Source organism: Anabaena sp. CS-542/02 (assembly GCF_028331085.1).
Classification (GTDB): Bacteria; Cyanobacteriota; Cyanobacteriia; order Cyanobacteriales; family Nostocaceae; genus Anabaenopsis; species Anabaenopsis arnoldii.
Genome location: NZ_JAQMTM010000039.1, coordinates 1 through 16,603, shown reverse-complemented (window position 1 = coordinate 16,603; position 16,603 = coordinate 1). Strand labels below are relative to the sequence as shown.

General features: G+C 43.2%; 15 protein-coding genes and 2 pseudogenes. 8 read left to right on the top strand and 9 right to left on the bottom strand.

The features are described 5' to 3' along the window. Positions 1-173: 173 nt before the first annotated feature. The 4 genes from PN447_RS03565 to PN447_RS03550 all read right to left on the bottom strand — a co-directional run bounded on the left by PN447_RS03565 (position 174) and on the right by PN447_RS03550 (position 4,081). Entirely contained in the window at positions 174-1,658 is a 1,485-nt protein-coding gene (locus PN447_RS03565; protein WP_271760883.1) for a site-2 protease family protein, read from the bottom strand. 111 nt (positions 1,659-1,769) lie between these two features. Next, a complete protein-coding gene (gene coaBC / locus PN447_RS03560; RefSeq protein ID WP_271760881.1) occupies positions 1,770-3,023 on the bottom strand; it encodes a bifunctional phosphopantothenoylcysteine decarboxylase/phosphopantothenate--cysteine ligase CoaBC in 1,254 nt (417 codons plus the stop codon). 45 nt (positions 3,024-3,068) lie between these two features. Then, the gene (isiD, locus tag PN447_RS03555) at positions 3,069-3,281 is read right to left on the bottom strand and encodes a protein IsiD (RefSeq protein WP_271760879.1); all 213 of its coding nucleotides are present in this window, start codon (positions 3,279-3,281) and stop codon (positions 3,069-3,071) included. Between the two features lie 179 nt (positions 3,282-3,460). Next, positions 3,461-4,081 (bottom strand): alpha/beta hydrolase, encoded by a 621-nt coding sequence (locus PN447_RS03550; RefSeq protein ID WP_271760877.1) that lies wholly within the window; start codon positions 4,079-4,081, stop codon positions 3,461-3,463. Between the two features lie 132 nt (positions 4,082-4,213). Between PN447_RS03550 and PN447_RS03545 the strand changes: the two genes are divergently transcribed. After that, complete coding sequence (locus PN447_RS03545) at positions 4,214-5,746, top strand: SagB/ThcOx family dehydrogenase (protein ID WP_271760884.1); 1,533 nt, start codon at positions 4,214-4,216, stop codon at positions 5,744-5,746. Between the two features lie 35 nt (positions 5,747-5,781). Here the strand turns inward: PN447_RS03545 and PN447_RS03540 are convergent, their stop codons facing one another. Next, complete coding sequence (locus PN447_RS03540) at positions 5,782-6,813, bottom strand: CobW family GTP-binding protein (RefSeq protein ID WP_271760876.1); 1,032 nt, start codon at positions 6,811-6,813, stop codon at positions 5,782-5,784. Positions 6,814-7,019: 206 nt separating this feature from the next. Between PN447_RS03540 and PN447_RS03535 the strand changes: the two genes are divergently transcribed. The 4 genes from PN447_RS03535 to PN447_RS03520 all read left to right on the top strand — a co-directional run bounded on the left by PN447_RS03535 (position 7,020) and on the right by PN447_RS03520 (position 11,586). Continuing rightward, positions 7,020-8,096 (top strand): AI-2E family transporter, encoded by a 1,077-nt coding sequence (locus tag PN447_RS03535; protein WP_271760875.1) that lies wholly within the window; start codon positions 7,020-7,022, stop codon positions 8,094-8,096. 115 nt (positions 8,097-8,211) lie between these two features. Beyond that, positions 8,212-8,607, top strand: coding sequence for an IS200/IS605 family transposase (gene tnpA / locus PN447_RS03530; protein ID WP_271732785.1), 396 nt, complete (start codon positions 8,212-8,214; stop codon positions 8,605-8,607). Between the two features lie 114 nt (positions 8,608-8,721). Then, entirely contained in the window at positions 8,722-10,158 is a 1,437-nt protein-coding gene (locus tag PN447_RS03525; RefSeq protein WP_271760874.1) for a TldD/PmbA family protein, read from the top strand. A 99-nt stretch (positions 10,159-10,257) separates the two neighbouring features. Beyond that, the gene (locus PN447_RS03520; RefSeq protein ID WP_271760872.1) at positions 10,258-11,586 is read left to right on the top strand and encodes a TldD/PmbA family protein; all 1,329 of its coding nucleotides are present in this window, start codon (positions 10,258-10,260) and stop codon (positions 11,584-11,586) included. Between the two features lie 154 nt (positions 11,587-11,740). Here the strand turns inward: PN447_RS03520 and PN447_RS03515 are convergent, their stop codons facing one another. Both PN447_RS03515 and PN447_RS03510 read right to left on the bottom strand, forming a co-directional pair. Next, a complete protein-coding gene (locus PN447_RS03515) occupies positions 11,741-11,920 on the bottom strand; it encodes a hypothetical protein (protein ID WP_271760870.1) in 180 nt (59 codons plus the stop codon). Between the two features lie 140 nt (positions 11,921-12,060). After that, a pseudogene (locus PN447_RS03510) lies at positions 12,061-12,993 on the bottom strand (ATP-binding protein); the annotation flags it as partial. Between the two features lie 38 nt (positions 12,994-13,031). Here PN447_RS03510 and PN447_RS03505 point away from each other — a divergent pair. After that, on the top strand, positions 13,032-13,169 hold the full coding sequence (locus tag PN447_RS03505; RefSeq protein ID WP_271760868.1) for a hypothetical protein: 138 nt from the start codon (positions 13,032-13,034) through the stop codon (positions 13,167-13,169). Between the two features lie 24 nt (positions 13,170-13,193). Here PN447_RS03505 and PN447_RS03500 read toward each other — a convergent pair whose 3' ends face one another. Together PN447_RS03500 and coaD are read right to left on the bottom strand one after the other, a co-directional pair. Then, on the bottom strand, positions 13,194-13,847 hold the full coding sequence (locus PN447_RS03500; protein ID WP_271760867.1) for a DivIVA domain-containing protein: 654 nt from the start codon (positions 13,845-13,847) through the stop codon (positions 13,194-13,196). Next, positions 13,817-14,308 (bottom strand): annotated as a pseudogene (gene coaD / locus PN447_RS03495) (pantetheine-phosphate adenylyltransferase); the annotation flags it as partial. The pseudogene coaD and the gene PN447_RS03500, both read right to left, overlap by 31 nt. A 290-nt stretch (positions 14,309-14,598) precedes the next feature. On the opposite strand from coaD, the gene lgt reads away from it, so the two are divergent. After that, positions 14,599-15,477 carry a prolipoprotein diacylglyceryl transferase gene (gene lgt, locus PN447_RS03490; RefSeq protein WP_271760863.1) on the top strand — a complete coding sequence of 293 codons (879 nt, stop codon included), beginning with the start codon at positions 14,599-14,601 and terminating at the stop codon, positions 15,475-15,477. Positions 15,478-15,651: 174 nt separating this feature from the next. Next, the gene (gene cobM / locus PN447_RS03485; protein WP_271760861.1) at positions 15,652-16,458 is read left to right on the top strand and encodes a precorrin-4 C(11)-methyltransferase; all 807 of its coding nucleotides are present in this window, start codon (positions 15,652-15,654) and stop codon (positions 16,456-16,458) included. Positions 16,459-16,603 lie beyond the last annotated feature (145 nt).

The following is a 16,603-nucleotide window of genomic DNA, read 5'->3' as shown; positions in this document are numbered from 1 at the left end:
GGAACAGGGAACAGGGAACAGGGAACAGGGAACAGGGAACAGGGAACAGGGAAACAACAAAATCAAGTCCCCTCCCCTTGCACGGGGAGGGTTAGGGATGGGTCAAACAATATTTGATACACTAAAGGGAACAGGGAACAGGGTAACAATAAAATCAAGTCCCCTCCCCTTAATTAACCGCCAATCCCTAATCTTCCCGCCACACCGGGAGTCAAAGGTAACAGAGTAGTAATCATTAAAAACAGTGCTAATAAACCTAAAGCGGCTCTAGTATCATCTGGTTCGGTGATTTCATTTAAAGTCGGACGTTCCAAATCCCTTTGTAACAAGAAAATCACTACCGCCCAGTAAATAGCCAGGGGATTGCCTAAAGAAATCAGACCCAGTAGAATTAAAGTGGCTGTAGTTGCGCGTCCTGCGGTTTTGCGGCCATAAATTGCTTGGACAATCCGCCCACCGTCCAATTGTCCAGCTGGCATTAAATTCAAAGCTGTAACTACTAATCCTAGCCAACCAATCACTACCAGGGGATGGACACTAACCGTAGATGATTGTAAGGCCGAACCCAGAACCACCCGCGCTAAACCACCTACTAAAATAGAACCCTGGAAAAACTGATTAGGTAATTGAAATAAACTACCGGGGTGGGAAAGTAGCAAACCACTAATTAACATTAATAAGGAGAGAATACCACCAGCAGCAGGCCCAGCCAAAGCAATATCAAATAGGACTTTACGATTAGGTAACAGAGACTCAAAGCGAGTAATTGCACCAAAGGAACCTATTTGCACAGCTGGTAAAAAGAAAGGCCAGCTTAAGCGGACTTGGTGACGACGAGCTACTAACCAATGACCGATTTCATGAGTTGCTAAAATTGCAAATATCCCCGCAGCAATGGGTAAAGCCTCTGCAAAGCGTCCGGGATTGGTAAAAAAGTCAAAATTCAGCAACAACCCCGCTGCTTCTAAGCTGGTGGCGATAGTTGCGACCAAGAGAATGACTGCAAAGAACTTTTGTTGTAATGACATCGGACGGGGATCATTACGGCTAGGTAAAATAATTACTACCGGTTTACCCTCTGTACCATCCACTAAAAACAGCCGATATTTATCCCCTAATTTGGCTTGTAAACTGGCGGTTAGGGTGTTGTGAATTGCTTCTGGTTCCCCCCGCAGATTACCTTTAAATATTGCTCCTTCTTGATAAGAGATAGTTTCTGTGGTAAAAAACGTATCAATACCAAAAATAGAGCGAATAGCGCTTAAATCTTCCTCGGGAATTGGTACAGCTTCAATTTTCAGTTCTGCTAATACCAGGGGAGTATTTTCTCTTGTAGGTGCAGAATCCCCGGCTAACCTTTCGGTGGCCTGTTGTTTAATGATTGCATCTTGTCCAGCAGCGCGTAACTGTCTACCTAAGAAGATATATAACGCTGCAGAGCTGACTACTAAAATCAATATACCAGCTATATTAATATCAATGCCCGCCGCAAACAAACCAAAAAACAGTAACCAGGGAACCATCAACACGACGGACTGTAACCAGGCTAAGATTCCCAGTTTCCCAAAGGGTCTAGCGCGATAAAAGCCCCAACCTAAAATACCCACAGCAATTAATAAAATTATCCCCACAATGGGAATCTCTGACACAGTAAACATTTGCAAACCCTTCACTGTAAAAAAAATTAGCCTGAACTAGTCAGGTGTTACACACATTATAAGGAAAATGCCGAAGAGACCGAAAAATAACAACTTTTCCTACTCTGACTCTCATTCTTTGCGCCTCAGCGCCTCTGGGTGAAATAACCCCAAAAAATCAAATAAACAATGTGCTAGTTGTAATTTAGACCCTAGGGGAATTTGTACCTGATTTCCTTGTTTATCTAAAAAAACCGCCTGATTATTGTCACTAGCAAAACCGCTCTCAGGTTGATCAATGGGGTTAGCAACAATCACATCTAAATTTTTATACTGCAACTTAGCCCGCGCTGGGGTGATGATATCCCCCGTCTGTGCTGCAAACCCGACTAATAGCTGTGATGGTTGTTTAAGTTGTGCTAACTGGGCAATTATATCTGGTACTGGTTCCAAGGGTAAAGAACTGGGGAGCGATCGCTTAGGTAACTTCTGTGTACTATAATTTTTAGGCTTGACATCTGCCACTGCCGCCGACATAATAATTATATTAGCATCCTGTAGGTGAGATTTCATCGCCGCAGCCATAGACTCTGCACTTACCACAGGTATAGCTTCCACCCCTAAAGGTACTTCCCAACTAGCAGGACCATGTACCAAGGTGACCTTTGCGCCTCGGTGCATGGCTGCTTGTGCTAAAGCTAGCCCCATTTTACCTGTGGAGGGATTACCAATAAACCGCACCGGGTCAATATATTCTCTAGTTCCCCCGGCACTAATTAAGACATTCTGCCCTGCTAAATCTCGCTTACCACCAGTATGTAACAGAGATTGGATATAAGTTAAAATTTCCCCTGGTTCTGCCATTCTCCCGGACCCAATGCGATCGCAAGCCAACAGACCCGACCCTACACACATACCATGATACCTGGTATCTGTCAATAACTGTTGCCAATTGCGCTGCACCGCCACCTGTGCCCACATATCCGTATTCATGGCTGGTGCTAACAACACCGGACAACTAGAAGCCAGCACAGTATTTGTGAGTAAATTGTCAGCCAGACCACAAGCTAACTTAGCCAAAGTATGAGCGGTCAGAGGGGCAATTACCAACAAATCCGCCCATTCTCCCAACTCAATATGCAAGGGTCGGGAGTGATTTGCTTGCCAAAAATCATTATCTGTGTATGCACAATGCCGAGAGAGGGTAGCCAAAGTTAAAGGGGTGATAAATTGTTGTGCAGCTTGGGTAAGAATTACCCGGATTTCCACCCCAGTTTTAAACAAGCTGGAAACCAATTCACAGACCTTGTAGGCTGCGATCCCACCACCAACAGCAATGATTACCCTTTTGTTGCGGTTTGGATTTTGGGGCTGGAGATAGAGCATGGTCAAAAATTAGGAGTTATTACATAACTCCTAATTATCAAACTATTATGCTTCGTCGTAGGCTTCTAAATCCAAGAGGTAGATATAGGGTTCAACCAACTCAGGACGCTGAAAGGCGATCGCACGCAATAGATGCCAATCATTTAAACCCTCAAAGGCATTACTATAATTATCTACTTCCAGACGATTAGCCAACTCTTGCACATCCGTAGTAGTCATAGCGGAAATGTTTTTCTGAGAAATGCTTAAAGTTTTCACAATGCTTGCCCCTCCCTTATGCAGAATTCTTACCACAACCTCCGTAACGTGGAGACCCAGCATGACTTGAGTTTTAGCTGTGAAGCTGCCACCCAATCTATCTTACTCATTAGAGAGGCCATATTTCCGAAAAAATTCCAATTTTTTTACCATAGTGCGGAAAAAAATTGTACCCCAGACTACCCAATCACATTGACCACGAAATTGCGTAGCACATCTAACATCTGGGGTTGAATTTCATGGCCCACATCAAACTCATGGTACTGCACCCCCACCCCCAGGGACTCCATAAACTCCCGTGCTTTGACAGCGGCCGCCAGTGGCACAACCTGATCATACCTACCATGCATAATTAAACATGGGGGAAAATCAGCTTTAGTCGTGGTTGTTAAATCAGGGTGTAAATATCCACTCATCACCACTAAACCCCCTAAGGGCAATTTTAACCCCAGATCCAAAGTCATAGCCCCACCCTGAGAAAAACCACACAAAATAGTCTGGGACAAAGGTACACCAGTAATACTCTCTAAAGATTGCAACCAACCCATTAATAATTCCCGACTTTCGGGTAAACCTACATACATATTTTCCATTCTCAGGTCATACCACGCCCTCCCAGTAGAAGAATTGGGAAAAGGAAACGGTGCATTAGGAAACACAAACTGGTAATCAGGTAACTTAAAAAACGGCGATAAAGATGCAATATCTTCAGCATTAGCACCCCAACCATGTAAACAGACAATTAAACCTGTCGGGGGTTGAGGTGTGGAACGGGGAAGAGAAATAAACTGTAGAGACATTACTTTTTTGGATATAAGCGCTAGACAGGTTAAAACCTAAGGTAAGTTTAAACTTTGTACGAATTAACACGAAACAATGGGGCTGATGAATGCCAAGATCAAGATAAACCAGCCAAGAGTATTGAAATTAATATGCCAGAACTACGCGAATCCATTGCTCAACACTACCACGAACGGACTAAATACGATCCTGAAACCCTGGCCTCTAAATCTCAAGGCTTAGACTGGGCTAAACAACCAGTACCCTTTAAAGAATACAAAATTGGTACTACCTTCGACCTCAAGCCCTATATTCAAGAAACAGCACAGACACTGGCTGATAACCCCGATGGTCAATGGTGGCGGAGACTTTCGCGGTTACTGTTTCGCAGTTATGGACTCACAGCCAGAATGCCTTCCATGGGTAGTGCAGTATACTTACGAGCTGCTCCCAGTGCGGGGGGGTTATATCCGGCGGAAGTTTATCTAGTTTCCCGTGGTACGGGGTTATTACCACCGGGATTATATAACTACCAATGTCGGGATCACTCTCTGATGCATTATTGGGAAAGTGATGTCTGGACAGCTTTGCAGTCAGCTTGTTTTGACCATCCAGCCATGGAAAATACCCAATTAGCAATGATCATTACCGGGGTTTTTTATCGTTCAGCCTGGCGATATGAGGATAGAGCCTACCGCCGCATTTTTTTAGATACAGGGCACTTGCTGGGCAATATTGAGCTAGCAGCAGCCATGAATGACTATCGCCCCCACTTAATTGGTGGCTTTGTGGATGAAGCCGTGAATGACCTATTGTATATTGACTCGGAACAAGAGGGAGCCTTGGCTATTCTAGCCTTGGCAGATTTATTAGATATCGAACAAAATTTACCACCAGGATGTACAGCTTTACCTTCCACCAGTGAAACCAATTATCCGCCCATCCCCGATGGTGAATTACTCAAATATTTTCACTCCCGCACCGAAATTACCGCAGATGCAACTCATCAGACTTATTTACCCTCCCCTAAGTCTGAGAATCTTTTAGAAGATAAATACAATTTTCCTTTCTGTCTGAAAGTTCCCACCGCTACCACTCCCATTAACTGGGGAGCAAAGCTGTCAGGTTTAGAAACAACCATGTATAAGCGACGTTCTACCCGGGCCTACAGTGGTGATGATTTAACCTTGGATGAACTCAAAAGTTTACTTGATTTCACCTATCAACCCCAAAATTACCTCGACCAAGGTTTAGATAGTTCTCCGGACTACTTTGATACCAACCTAATTGAAACATTTATTGCCGTTAGTGGGGTGAATGGTTTAGAGTCTGGTTGTTATTATTACGCCCCCAAGGCGCAAGAATTACGACAAATTCGCTTCAAAAACTTTCGCCGAGAGTTACACTTTCTTTGCTTGGGACAAGATTTAGGCCGGGATGCTGCGGTAGTCCTGTTCCATACGGCTGATCTTAAATCCGCGATCGCTCAATATGGCGATCGCGTTTACCGTTATTTACACATGGATGCTGGACATTTAGGACAAAGACTAAATTTAGCCGCCACCCATTTGAGTGTAGGTGTCAGTGGTATCGGTGGCTTCTTTGACGACCAAGTTAATGATATTTTAGGCATTCCCGCCGACGAAGCAGTGATATATGTCACCACCCTAGGAAAACCAAGGTAAAAAAGCACCGAAAACCCACTTCTGTGAGCTGCTCCTTATTTCTCCTGTTCAGAAATGCAGTTTTCTAACTGAGAAATCAGAGCTTCCCCATCCAAATTTTGACCAATTAGCACTAACTGGGTTTTCGGTGTACCTTTCCATTCATCATCATTTAGAGTAAAGCGTTTACCACAAAGGTGGAAAATATGACGGTTAGGACTTTCTTCAAACCAGATAATTCCTTTAGCTCGGAAAATATTTGTCGGTAATTGGTTATCTAAGAAATACTGAAATTTTCTAATACTAAAAGCCTGGTCACTTTGGAAAGAAACAGAACTGAAACCGTCATTTTCTAAATGGTGAGAATGGTGATGGTGATGGTGATGATGGTCGTGGTCACAGTTTGAGTGGTCATGGTCATCCACTTCCTGAAAATACTTGTCAGACGCAAACAAACCCACACTGAGAATTAAACCCAGTGGAACTTGCGATCGCACCGTGCGGATAATTCTCGCACCTTCTTTAACATCATTAATTTTCCGTTCCAAATTCCTCAAATCCGCCTCATCAACTAAATCGGCTTTATTCAGGATAATGATATCACCATAGGCAATTTGACTATATGCCGCCTCAGCGTTAAATAAATCCAAGCTGTAGTTAGCTGCATCTACCACCGTAATAATTGAGTCCAGACGGGTTAAATCTCGTAACTCCGTACCCAGAAAAGTTAAAGCAACTGGTAACGGGTCAGCTAGTCCCGTGGTTTCCACCACCAAATAATCTAAATTATCTTGGCGTTCTAAAACTTGGTAAACCGCATCTACCAAATCATTATTAATAGTACAGCAAATACAACCATTGCTCAGGGCAATCATATTCTCTTCCGTAGACACAATCAACTCATTATCAATAGCGATTTCCCCAAATTCATTTACTAAAACCGCAGTTTTTAACCCCTGTTGATTACTGAGAATATGATTTAATAAAGTCGTCTTGCCACTACCAAGAAAACCAGTAATAATTGTCACTGGGATTCCTTGCTTTGGTGCATCCATTTTTGTCAATTCGGGAGTAACTAATGTTTCCATAGAGATGTAATCAAATATCAAAAAATAATGTTAATTCCTAAGTGGTGCATAGGTAGGAAGAGATGGTAGATTTCTACCCTGCCGTACTAGCATGGGAATACACAACAGTGATGGCAGCTGTTTTACCCCATTATTACCGATGATCATCACAAAATTCCACCGCCATCTATGGAATTTTCTCATGACTAATGACTACATAATCAAATATGTCTGAACAGCGTAAGTCTATTTCCTTGTCTGACCTTTTCCTCATTGTTGCCACCTTTTTCGTCGTCGTCCTCCTGTGGCAATTACGGAGCTTATTAGTAATTTTAATGATTTCCGTAGTCTTGGCATCTGCGATCGCCCCCTTAGTCAACGCCGCGGAAAAAATACGTCTTCCCCGTTGGCTAGGGGTAATTATCGTCTATGTTAGCTTAATTTCTGGATTAATTGGCGCAGGCTTAATCATTGGTCCATCGGTTTCGGAACAGATTCAGCGACTAGCTAGTAAACTACCGATGTATTTAGATAATTTGTGGAATGCTGCGGAAAATCTCGCCCTGCGACTGGGAATTACTCAAATAGAGTCAGTGGAAGAATTTTTTGACCTCCAGTCAGTAGCTAACTGGTTACTGCGTTCGAGTCAACAGCTACTTGTACGTTCCTTCGGCTTTACTCGTGGCTTTATTGGGGGGGTAGTAAATCTGATTTTGTCCCTGGTCATATCTGCCTATATGGTAGCTGGAAGTAAAAACTTAATTCAAGGTCTGGTGAGTCTGTTTCCCCAACCTTGGGACCAACGTCTAAGGGAGCAAGTTATCCCGATTGCTCGCCGCATGGGAGGATATATTCAAGGACGAGTCTTAGTTTCCGCCATTCTCGGTGTTGTGATTACCGTGGGATTGAGGATTTTAGGACTATCAGAATTTGCCTTAGCTCTCGGTGTAATTGCGGGTTTTACTAACTTAATTCCCTTTGTCGGTCCAGTCTTAGGAGCAATTCCCGCTTTAATTGTCGCCATTCCCCAAAGTGACTTGACTTTTCTGTGGGTATTGCTGTTATTTGTGATTATTCAAAACGTAGAAACTTATGTCCTTGACCCCCTGCTAGTGGGTTCTTCTGTGCGAGTGCGTCCTTTATATCAACTTTTAGCTGTACTGGGAGGAACGCAAGTTTTAGGAATTATTGGCGCTGTAATTGTCCCCCCTTGGGTAGCGGGTGTAGGTGTACTGGTAGAAAATCTTTATTTACAGCCGAAGTTATTAAGTGAAGAAAAATCTGCTCCCACGGCGGAAAGTTAATGGAAATTTTAGATTTCACCTTGATATAGACAATGTGAGGTTTTTGTTAAGTTATACTTTAGGCATAGTGTAAATATGATACCATTTTGTTTGCAGAAAAAGAATAGACATCTCAATGCAACCTCTATACAATCATTACAGTGATGCCATTGGCTTAGTCAGTGTTCACTTGATCTGGATGACCTACGGACATGAAAGAATATTTGCCGAGAGCGCACTTCTTAAGCAACAGTGTATCAAAGTATTTCAGACTGTTGCTGATGATAAAAAATGGATGATTAAAGCTCTAGAAATCGCGCCAGATCAAGTTTATTTACAAGTTGAGTATGACCATCATCACTCTATTGCTCAGGTAGTAAAAGCCTTTCAAGGTCGTTCTTGCAGAATTCTCCGGCGGGAATTTCCGGAGCTACGCAGACTACCCAACTTATGGAGACCTTCTTATATATTTGATACCACTGGCAAAGTCAGCACTGCATTTGTTGCCGATGACAGCCAAAATGGCCATTAAAAATCAACCTATTCCCGCAGCTGTATAGTTTGGTGCGGGAGTTTGGGGTTTAGCCATTGTAATTTTATAGTATAAATAATTAATTACTAATTATATTCATAATTTCATATCAATATGTGGTCTGAACTTACACAAGCGATCGCTAATCTCAACATTGCAGCTGATTGGATTGGAATTAGAGCCGTCAAGACAAACGCATCCACCCGTCATGTGCGGGATGGGTTACCCCAAATCAACGGTAAAACTTCCACCATGGGAGCTATGCTAGAAGTTTTAGTTAATGGCTGTCTAGGTTATGCAGCCACAACCTCCCTAGAATTACCATCACTACAATCAGCAGCCCAGACAGCATATCAACAAGCGCTAGCAGCAAGCAAATGGTGGATATATCCCTTTAACGCCAATCAACGCCCTAAAGTAGTGGGGGAATATAACTCACCCTACCTGGAACCCTTAGATGGTTTGTGTCCTGGAGAAATCAATAATTTCTTGGTGCGTATATGTCAGGGGTTAAAAGTTCATGACAAAATTGTTCAAACCTCAGCCAGCGCCACCACCACCGAAAGAGAAACTTGGTTTGTCAGCAGCAACGGTTCCCAAGTATATCAAAAAATTGTCTCCCTAGGAACACATTACGGCGCGATCGCCCAAGATGGTAAAATAGTCCAACAACGCAGTAACAATGGTTGGCAAGCACACTGCTATCAAGGCGGATGGGAGCTATTAAAACAAGAGCAATTATGGCAGCGAGTGCAGCAAGTTGGGGAGCAAGCAGTAGAACTGCTAACCGCCACAGAATGTCCCAACACTCGCACCAAGCTACTTTTAGCACCTGACCAAATGATGCTGCAAATTCACGAAAGCGTCGGACATCCCCTAGAAATTGACCGCATTTTAGGAGATGAACGCAACTACGCCGGGGGGAGCTTTGTCAAACCCAGTGACTTTGGTAACCTAGAATACGGTTCACCCCTAATGAACATCACCTTTGACCCCACCGTACCCGGTGAGTTTGCTAGCTACGGATTTGATGATACAGGCGCAGTAGCCACAAAAGAATATGTAATTAAACAAGGCGTACTACAAAGGGGACTAGGTAGCTTAGAAAGCCAAGCTAGAGCCAATATACCCGGTGTAGCTTGCGCTCGTGCTTGTTCCTGGAACCGTCCCCCCATAGACCGCATGGCTAACTTAAACCTAGAACCAGGGAACCAAACCACAGCAGAAATCATCAGCGGTATAGAACAGGGAATTTACATGGAATCCAATCGCTCCTGGTCAATAGACGATCGCCGTTATAAATTCCAATTTGGTTGTGAATATGCCAAACTAATTGAAAACGGTCAACTCACCAAAACCCTACGCAACCCCAACTATAGAGCCACTACCCCGGAATTTTGGCACAGTCTCACCCACATAGGCAATGCTGACACCTGGGAAATGTATGGTACCGCCATGTGTGGTAAGGGTGAACCTAATCAAGCCATTTGGGTAGGACATGGTTCACCCCTGTGTGTGTTTGCTAATGTGGAGGTTTTTGGGGGTGGTTAAACAACTGCTTACCCCACCCACAAGTATCCTGCAACTTTTACTATATTAAACCCCACTCATCCCTAACTATCCCCAGAAATTCCCCCTCAAAAACACCCCATGACTTTAGAAAACAGTTTCAATCAACTTATAGAAACACTACTGATAGAAAAAACAGTCACGGAAGAATTTACCCTCAGACTCAGCAGCGAACACAGCCAATTTACTCGTTTTAACCATGGGAAAGTCAGACAAACAGGTGTAGTTGCTGACGGTTCCATAGAATTAACTTTAATGGAAAATCAGCGCCGCAGCTTTCGCTGTTTTCCCCTGACAGGGAACAGGGAAATAGACTCCCTCGCAGCACACACAGCATTACTCGAACTGCGGGAAGAATTGCAAGTTTTACCCCTTGACCCCTATTTAGTGTTACCATCAGGCAATAATATTAGTCGCGAAGTCAATTCTGGGCAATTATTACCACAAGCATCCGTAGTTACAACTATATTAGCCCAGGTGGGGGATTTAGACTTTACTGGTCTTTATGCCGGAGGGTTAGTGATTAAAGCCTATGCTGATTCTCAAGGTCAAAAACACTGGTTTACCACTGATACCTTTACCTTAGATTATTCCCTATTTGATACCTGTGGACAAGCAGTTAAAGTCATCCTTGCTGGTAGTCATTGGGATGACAGCGCTTACATCGCCAAGATGAGCGCAGCTAAAACCCAACTAGAATTACTTTCCCGTCCAGCTAAACAATTGACACCGGGACGGTATAAAACTTATTTTGCTCCCGCTGCGGTAGCAGATTTATTAGATATGCTTTCCTGGTCAGCGGTGAGTGAGGCTGATTTACAACAGGGAAACAGTGCTTTGGCTATGCTATCACGGCAAGAAAAACAACTATCCCCTAAGTTTAGTTTAACAGAAAACTTTCAACAGGGGTTTGTACCCCGATTTAATCAATTAGGAGAAATGGTAGCTCCTGAGTTACCCATAATTACACAGGGGGTTTTGGTTAATACTCTAGTTAATTCTCGCACCGCTAAGGAATATGGTAAAATCGCCAACGGTGCTAATAGCTCGGAAACCTTGCGATCGCCCCACATCAGTCCGGGTAATTTAGGCGTTGACGAGATTCTCAGGAGTTTAGATACAGGACTATATATATCTAATTTACATTACCTCAACTGGAGCGATCGCCCCACCGGGAGAATTACCGGGATGACTCGTTATGCTTGTTTTTGGGTAGAACAGGGGGAAATCATCGCCCCGATTGAAAATTTACGCTTTGATGAAAGTCTCTATCGTTTCTGGGGAGATAATCTTGTAGAGTTCACCAACTTTCAAGAGTTCATCCCCGATGTGGGAACTTATGAGAGTCGTCAATTAGGAGGTAGTCTGGTTCCGGGAATGTTGGTAAATGACTTCACCTACACTTTATAGAAAAACTGTTGACGGTTGACGGTTCGACTCCGCTCACCGACCACGGGTGACGGGTGATGGGTGACGGTTCGACTCCGCTCACCGACCACGGGTGATGGGTGACGGTTCGACTCCGCTCACCGACCACGGGTGATGGGTGACGGTTCGACTCCGCTCACCGACCACGGGTGACGGAAGGGCGATCGCTTATGCATAGGCGATCTGCTTGCAGCAGCGCTTCGCTATCGCCATGAAGCTCGATAATGGGGAGGGAGCCGGGGGTTAGAAACCCCCGTCTAAAAGCTGAAGTCGGATTAATCCGACTGAGTGTTAAATATAACATTATAAATGCCATTAATAACCATTACCTAGAGTACCCTATTTAACCTAATAGTCCACTTTTAGTGGACTTTCGCTATCAGACGGGTAATTTATTACCCGGCTGCTTAGTGCGATCGCTGTTTTGTTGACGGTTGACTGGGATAGATTACCCAGCTATCCCCTAATTACTGTAATATTTCTGCGTTGAGGACTCTGGGTGATTTCGGTGGTGGTGCGATCGCTGATGGGGGGTAAATTGGGGCGACGGTCAAATATTACTAACCATCCTGTATCTAGATTGAGTCCTGATAAGTATTTATCTAATTGTATCAATCCTTGCTGCAAGGGGTCCGGTTTACCCTGTTTCCATACTTTTAATTCCATCCCTAAGACTACATCCCCATAACGCAGACATATATCCATCCTCCCGGAGCCTATGGCGTATTCCCGTTCTAAGCTACCACCACCATTAACGACACGGTGTAAAAATGCCATTAATACTAAGTGGGGCGCAATTTCTGGGTAAGGGGTACTTTTAAATAACGGTTCCCCGTGTTGTCGCCAAAAGTCTAATAATAAGTCTAATAATTTTTCTGGGATTAATTCACCAGTAGCACTCAACCATTCAGGTTCAATCACCCCTAGGGACATAATGGGGGTATAGGCTAAAACTTTAGGTAAAACTTCTCTATATATGGGGTTGGCAATTTCTAAACCTCTGATGGGATGATACCGACATAATCCTAAATCTAGGAGAAAACGAATATCATCATTAGGTACATCTGGTAATTCTTCCCCGGCTAACATGGGTTGAATAATGGCTTTAACTCTATCTTCGCGCAATCGCTCTGCTAAACTATCTAAATGGGTGTCTTGCCTTTGAATTAGTATATCTTTGGCTTGATTGATTAAATCTACAGTGATGGGGATATTGGTATCTTCTGCTAAATATTCTGTAACTTCCTTAGCTAAAGCATTGACTAACCAAGGTTGACCCTGGGTTAAATCATAGGCGTGGTTAATAGCTTGGGGGGTAAAGATTTGCCCAGTGGCTGCGGTGTGTTGTGCGTATAGATTACTTACATCTTCTAGAGTGAAATTACTTATTAGTCATAAAAGTTTAGGTATAGGTTGACTGTTGACTGTTGACTGACAAAACGCCAGTGCGATCGCTTTTATTCGTTACTCATATCCCCGAGTTCTCACCATCAATTTTTATAGAAGTGGGGGATCTTATCCAGGTGATGCTTTATCCCCTGGGCGATCGCATCAAGTCAACATAATCAGATACATGAGCTTGGGTGTCACTAAATTCTACTATTCGTAGGAGGTGTATTACAGCGCAACTGCTGGCGACCATTGACAATAATACCTAACATCTCCTGCAAATCCTTCTCCATATTTTCCAGGACGGTATCAGCGTATTCATCCGCGCCATTTTCGATTTCTTGAGCTTGAGCTATAGCAGTTCGTCGCAACTGCTCCAACTCCTCCTCACAACTGCGGCGCTTTTGGTCAATTTCCGCCAGAGTAGCTTGCATCATCGCCTCGCATTCCTGCTCAACTTGTCTGCGCAACTCCTGGGCTTTTTGTTCGGCTTCCCTGAGGATATCACTTTCAGCTAAAATTTGCCCTCGTTTAGCTTGAGCCGCTTCTATAATTTGTCGTCCATACTCTTGAGCTTCCAGCAGAACCTCTTCCTTTTGTTGCAGGACAAAAGCAGCTTCCTGAAAAATCCCTGGTAAAGACAGGCGAATAAAATCGATTTGCTCAATCAGCTTATCTTCATTAACTATAGTGCGTCCCGTGAAAGGAATACAAAAACCATAGAGAATTAAATCCTCTAAACGATTAAGTTCCTCGATAATGTTGACGCTTTCGGTTCCATTGATATACTCCTCCGGGGGGGTATAACTACCGTTGTCATTCAATTGGTCGTGGGATAGGTGTGATTGTAGCATTTATATATATCCAGGGCAATTTCTTGGGGAACAAGATGATCAACAGATCCGCCAAACCTTGCAATCTCTTTTACTACACTACTACTCAAAAAACTATACTCATTAGATGTTGCCAGAAAAACTGTTTCTATTTGAGTGGAAATAGTTTTATTAGTATGAGCCATTTGCAGCTCCACTTCAAAGTCGGAAATTGCCCGTAAGCCTCGTAGTAAAACCTGTGCGTGTCTTTGTTGGGCATACTTAACAGTCAAACCGTCAAAACCATCCACTTCCACATTCGTCAGATGTTGAGTAGTGCGCCGAATTTGATTTAATCTTTCCTGTACAGTAAACAGTGGTACTTTATTCGGATTCCGTAGTACAGCAACAATCACCCGGTCAAACAGCCGACTACCACGCTGAATGATATCAAGGTGACCTAAAGTGATGGGGTCAAAGCTGCCAGGATAAATAGCAATCACAAAATTTTCAATATACCAAAGCTACTCTATTGACACTTCCCGCTCTAAAGATACGGAGATTCTTGATTCAACGAGTCCACTTAGACTAAATCCCTTGCGGTATCTGTTCTAGAGGTGGTTCTCTCCACAAGCTTTAACCTTGGGTATGTCTTACCCTTACGTTGCATGATCAGTTTAACACAAAATGACTCAGGTGTAAATACCTCATACAGTTTTCATACTAGCTTCAGTGTTAATGTTAGTTCTGCCATAATAAATATGTCTTACCAGGAACGCAACTCGTAATTTACATGGGACTGGATATTTACACTTTGCCTTTAGCATTTGAATTTACTTCTCCCGGACCAGTGATCCTGGACATAGGGCCTATCAGTATCCGCTGGTATGGATTGTTAATTGCCATAGCAGTCATCATCGGTGTGAGCCTTTCCCAGTATCTAGCAAAGCGCCGTCATGTCAATCCAGAATTGATTGCTGATTTATCAATTTGGTTAGTGATTGGGGCGATTCCCGCAGCGCGGCTTTATTATGTTTTGTTTCAATGGTCAGAATATGAGCAGCATCCAGAGAGGATCATCGCTATTTGGCAAGGAGGTATTGCCATTCACGGAGCGATTATTGGTGGTACTTTAGCAGCTTTAATCTTTGCTAAACTCAATAGAGTTTCTTTTTGGCAATTAGCTGATTTAGTGGCCCCTTCGCTAATTTTAGGACAAGCAATTGGACGTTGGGGGAACTTCTTTAACTCCGAAGCCTTTGGTCGTCCTACTAATTTACCTTGGAAGCTATATATTCCCCCACAAAACCGTCCTTTAGCTTTAGTTAATTTTGAATATTTTCATCCCACATTTCTCTACGAATCCCTGTGGAATTTAATAGTATTCGTTTTGCTGATTACTTTATTTTTCCGGGGTTTATCTGGGAAATCACCCTGGCGCTTAGGGACAATATTTTTATTTTATGTGGTGGGCTACAGTTTAGGACGCTTCTGGATTGAAGGGTTTCGCATTGATAGTTTAATGCTGGGTTCCCTTCGTATTGCACAAGTTGTCAGTTTAATTGCTATTGTGCTGGGACTAGCTGGATTAGCTTGGCTCTACTTATTTAAACGCCCTTTACCTGATTTAATTCCGCCTCCCCATCGGGATGAAGGAATGAGGGATATATAGGGAAAAGGAAAAAATGCCCCAGAGTAAACTCTAGGGCCTAACCAGGGTGCATCTACCATTCATCTCTACTAATAATTAGGGAGCAATCCGGAACTTTAGAGCAAAAATACCAAAAAAAAGTTTTTCGCATTTAGATATCGCGTAAATTACAGAAAATAAGTCATTATTATTTGTATGAAAAATAATCTAGATATTACCCAGCCAGCAGTTTATATTGTGGGAGCAGGTCCAGGAGATCCCGATTTATTAACAGTCAAGGCCCAGAAACTCTTGTCCCTTGCAGATGTAATTTTATTTGCTGATTCTTTAATACCGGAAGAAATTGTAAATTTATGTCGAGAAGATGCGGAAATTATTCCCACTGCAAATAAGACCTTAGAGGAAATTCTAGCACTGATGATTGCAGCAGTGCGATCGCATAAATCTGTAGTCCGTCTCCATTCTGGAGATCCCAGCCTTTACAGTGCTATCTATGAGCAAATGCAACTCTTAGCGGAGGCTAATATCCCCTTTGAGATCATCCCTGGTATTAGCGCCTTTCAAGCTGCAGCGGCGAAGCTCAAAATTGAATTAACCGTACCCGGTTTAGTTCAAACCATTATTCTCACCCGCACCAGTGGACGTACCCACGTTCCCCCATCGGAGGAATTAGCCGCCCTAGCAGCACATCAAGCTAGTCTGTGTTTATATCTAAGTGCGCGTCACATAGAAACCGCCCAAGCCAAACTTTTAGCACATTATCCCCAGGACACCCCAGTAGCAATTTGCTTTCGCATTGGTTGGCCTGATGAGAAAATCATGGTTGTCCCTCTGGGGGAAATGGCAAACTGTACCCATGAAGAAAACCTAATTCGTACCACACTTTACATCATTAGTCCCGCACTTTCACCCGCACAACGTCCATGGGCTACGCCCCTAGTTCGGAGATCCCGTTTATACCATCCCGAACATAGTCATATATTTCGCTCATCTCATGATTAAATATCTGTGAGCTAGTCCTAAGCTGACTATTTTATAGACAAAAGTATACTTATGTTGACAAGCATTGACATAAGTGAGTTAAGAAAATCGCCCACTTGATATATAATACGATATCAAGTATTGAATTAAGACTATTGCCAACGCG

Excerpts from the sequence above, each read along its gene's own strand:
- coaBC (WP_271760881.1), bottom strand. The coding sequence starts at position 3,023 with ATGCTCTATCTCCAGCCCCAAAATCCAAACCGCAACAAAAGGGTAATC.
- PN447_RS03520 (WP_271760872.1), top strand. The coding sequence starts at position 10,258 with ATGACTTTAGAAAACAGTTTCAATCAACTTATAGAAACACTACTGATA.
- PN447_RS03565 (WP_271760883.1), bottom strand. The coding sequence starts at position 1,658 with ATGTTTACTGTGTCAGAGATTCCCATTGTGGGGATAATTTTATTAATT.
- PN447_RS03525 (WP_271760874.1), top strand. The coding sequence starts at position 8,722 with ATGTGGTCTGAACTTACACAAGCGATCGCTAATCTCAACATTGCAGCT.
- PN447_RS03545 (WP_271760884.1), top strand. The coding sequence starts at position 4,214 with ATGCCAGAACTACGCGAATCCATTGCTCAACACTACCACGAACGGACT.
- cobM (WP_271760861.1), top strand. The coding sequence starts at position 15,652 with ATGAAAAATAATCTAGATATTACCCAGCCAGCAGTTTATATTGTGGGA.
- lgt (WP_271760863.1), top strand. The coding sequence starts at position 14,599 with ATGGGACTGGATATTTACACTTTGCCTTTAGCATTTGAATTTACTTCT.
- PN447_RS03515 (WP_271760870.1), bottom strand. The coding sequence starts at position 11,920 with ATGGCATTTATAATGTTATATTTAACACTCAGTCGGATTAATCCGACT.
- PN447_RS03540 (WP_271760876.1), bottom strand. The coding sequence starts at position 6,813 with ATGGAAACATTAGTTACTCCCGAATTGACAAAAATGGATGCACCAAAG.
- PN447_RS03535 (WP_271760875.1), top strand. The coding sequence starts at position 7,020 with ATGTCTGAACAGCGTAAGTCTATTTCCTTGTCTGACCTTTTCCTCATT.
- tnpA (WP_271732785.1), top strand. The coding sequence starts at position 8,212 with ATGCAACCTCTATACAATCATTACAGTGATGCCATTGGCTTAGTCAGT.
- PN447_RS03550 (WP_271760877.1), bottom strand. The coding sequence starts at position 4,081 with ATGTCTCTACAGTTTATTTCTCTTCCCCGTTCCACACCTCAACCCCCG.
- PN447_RS03500 (WP_271760867.1), bottom strand. The coding sequence starts at position 13,847 with ATGCTACAATCACACCTATCCCACGACCAATTGAATGACAACGGTAGT.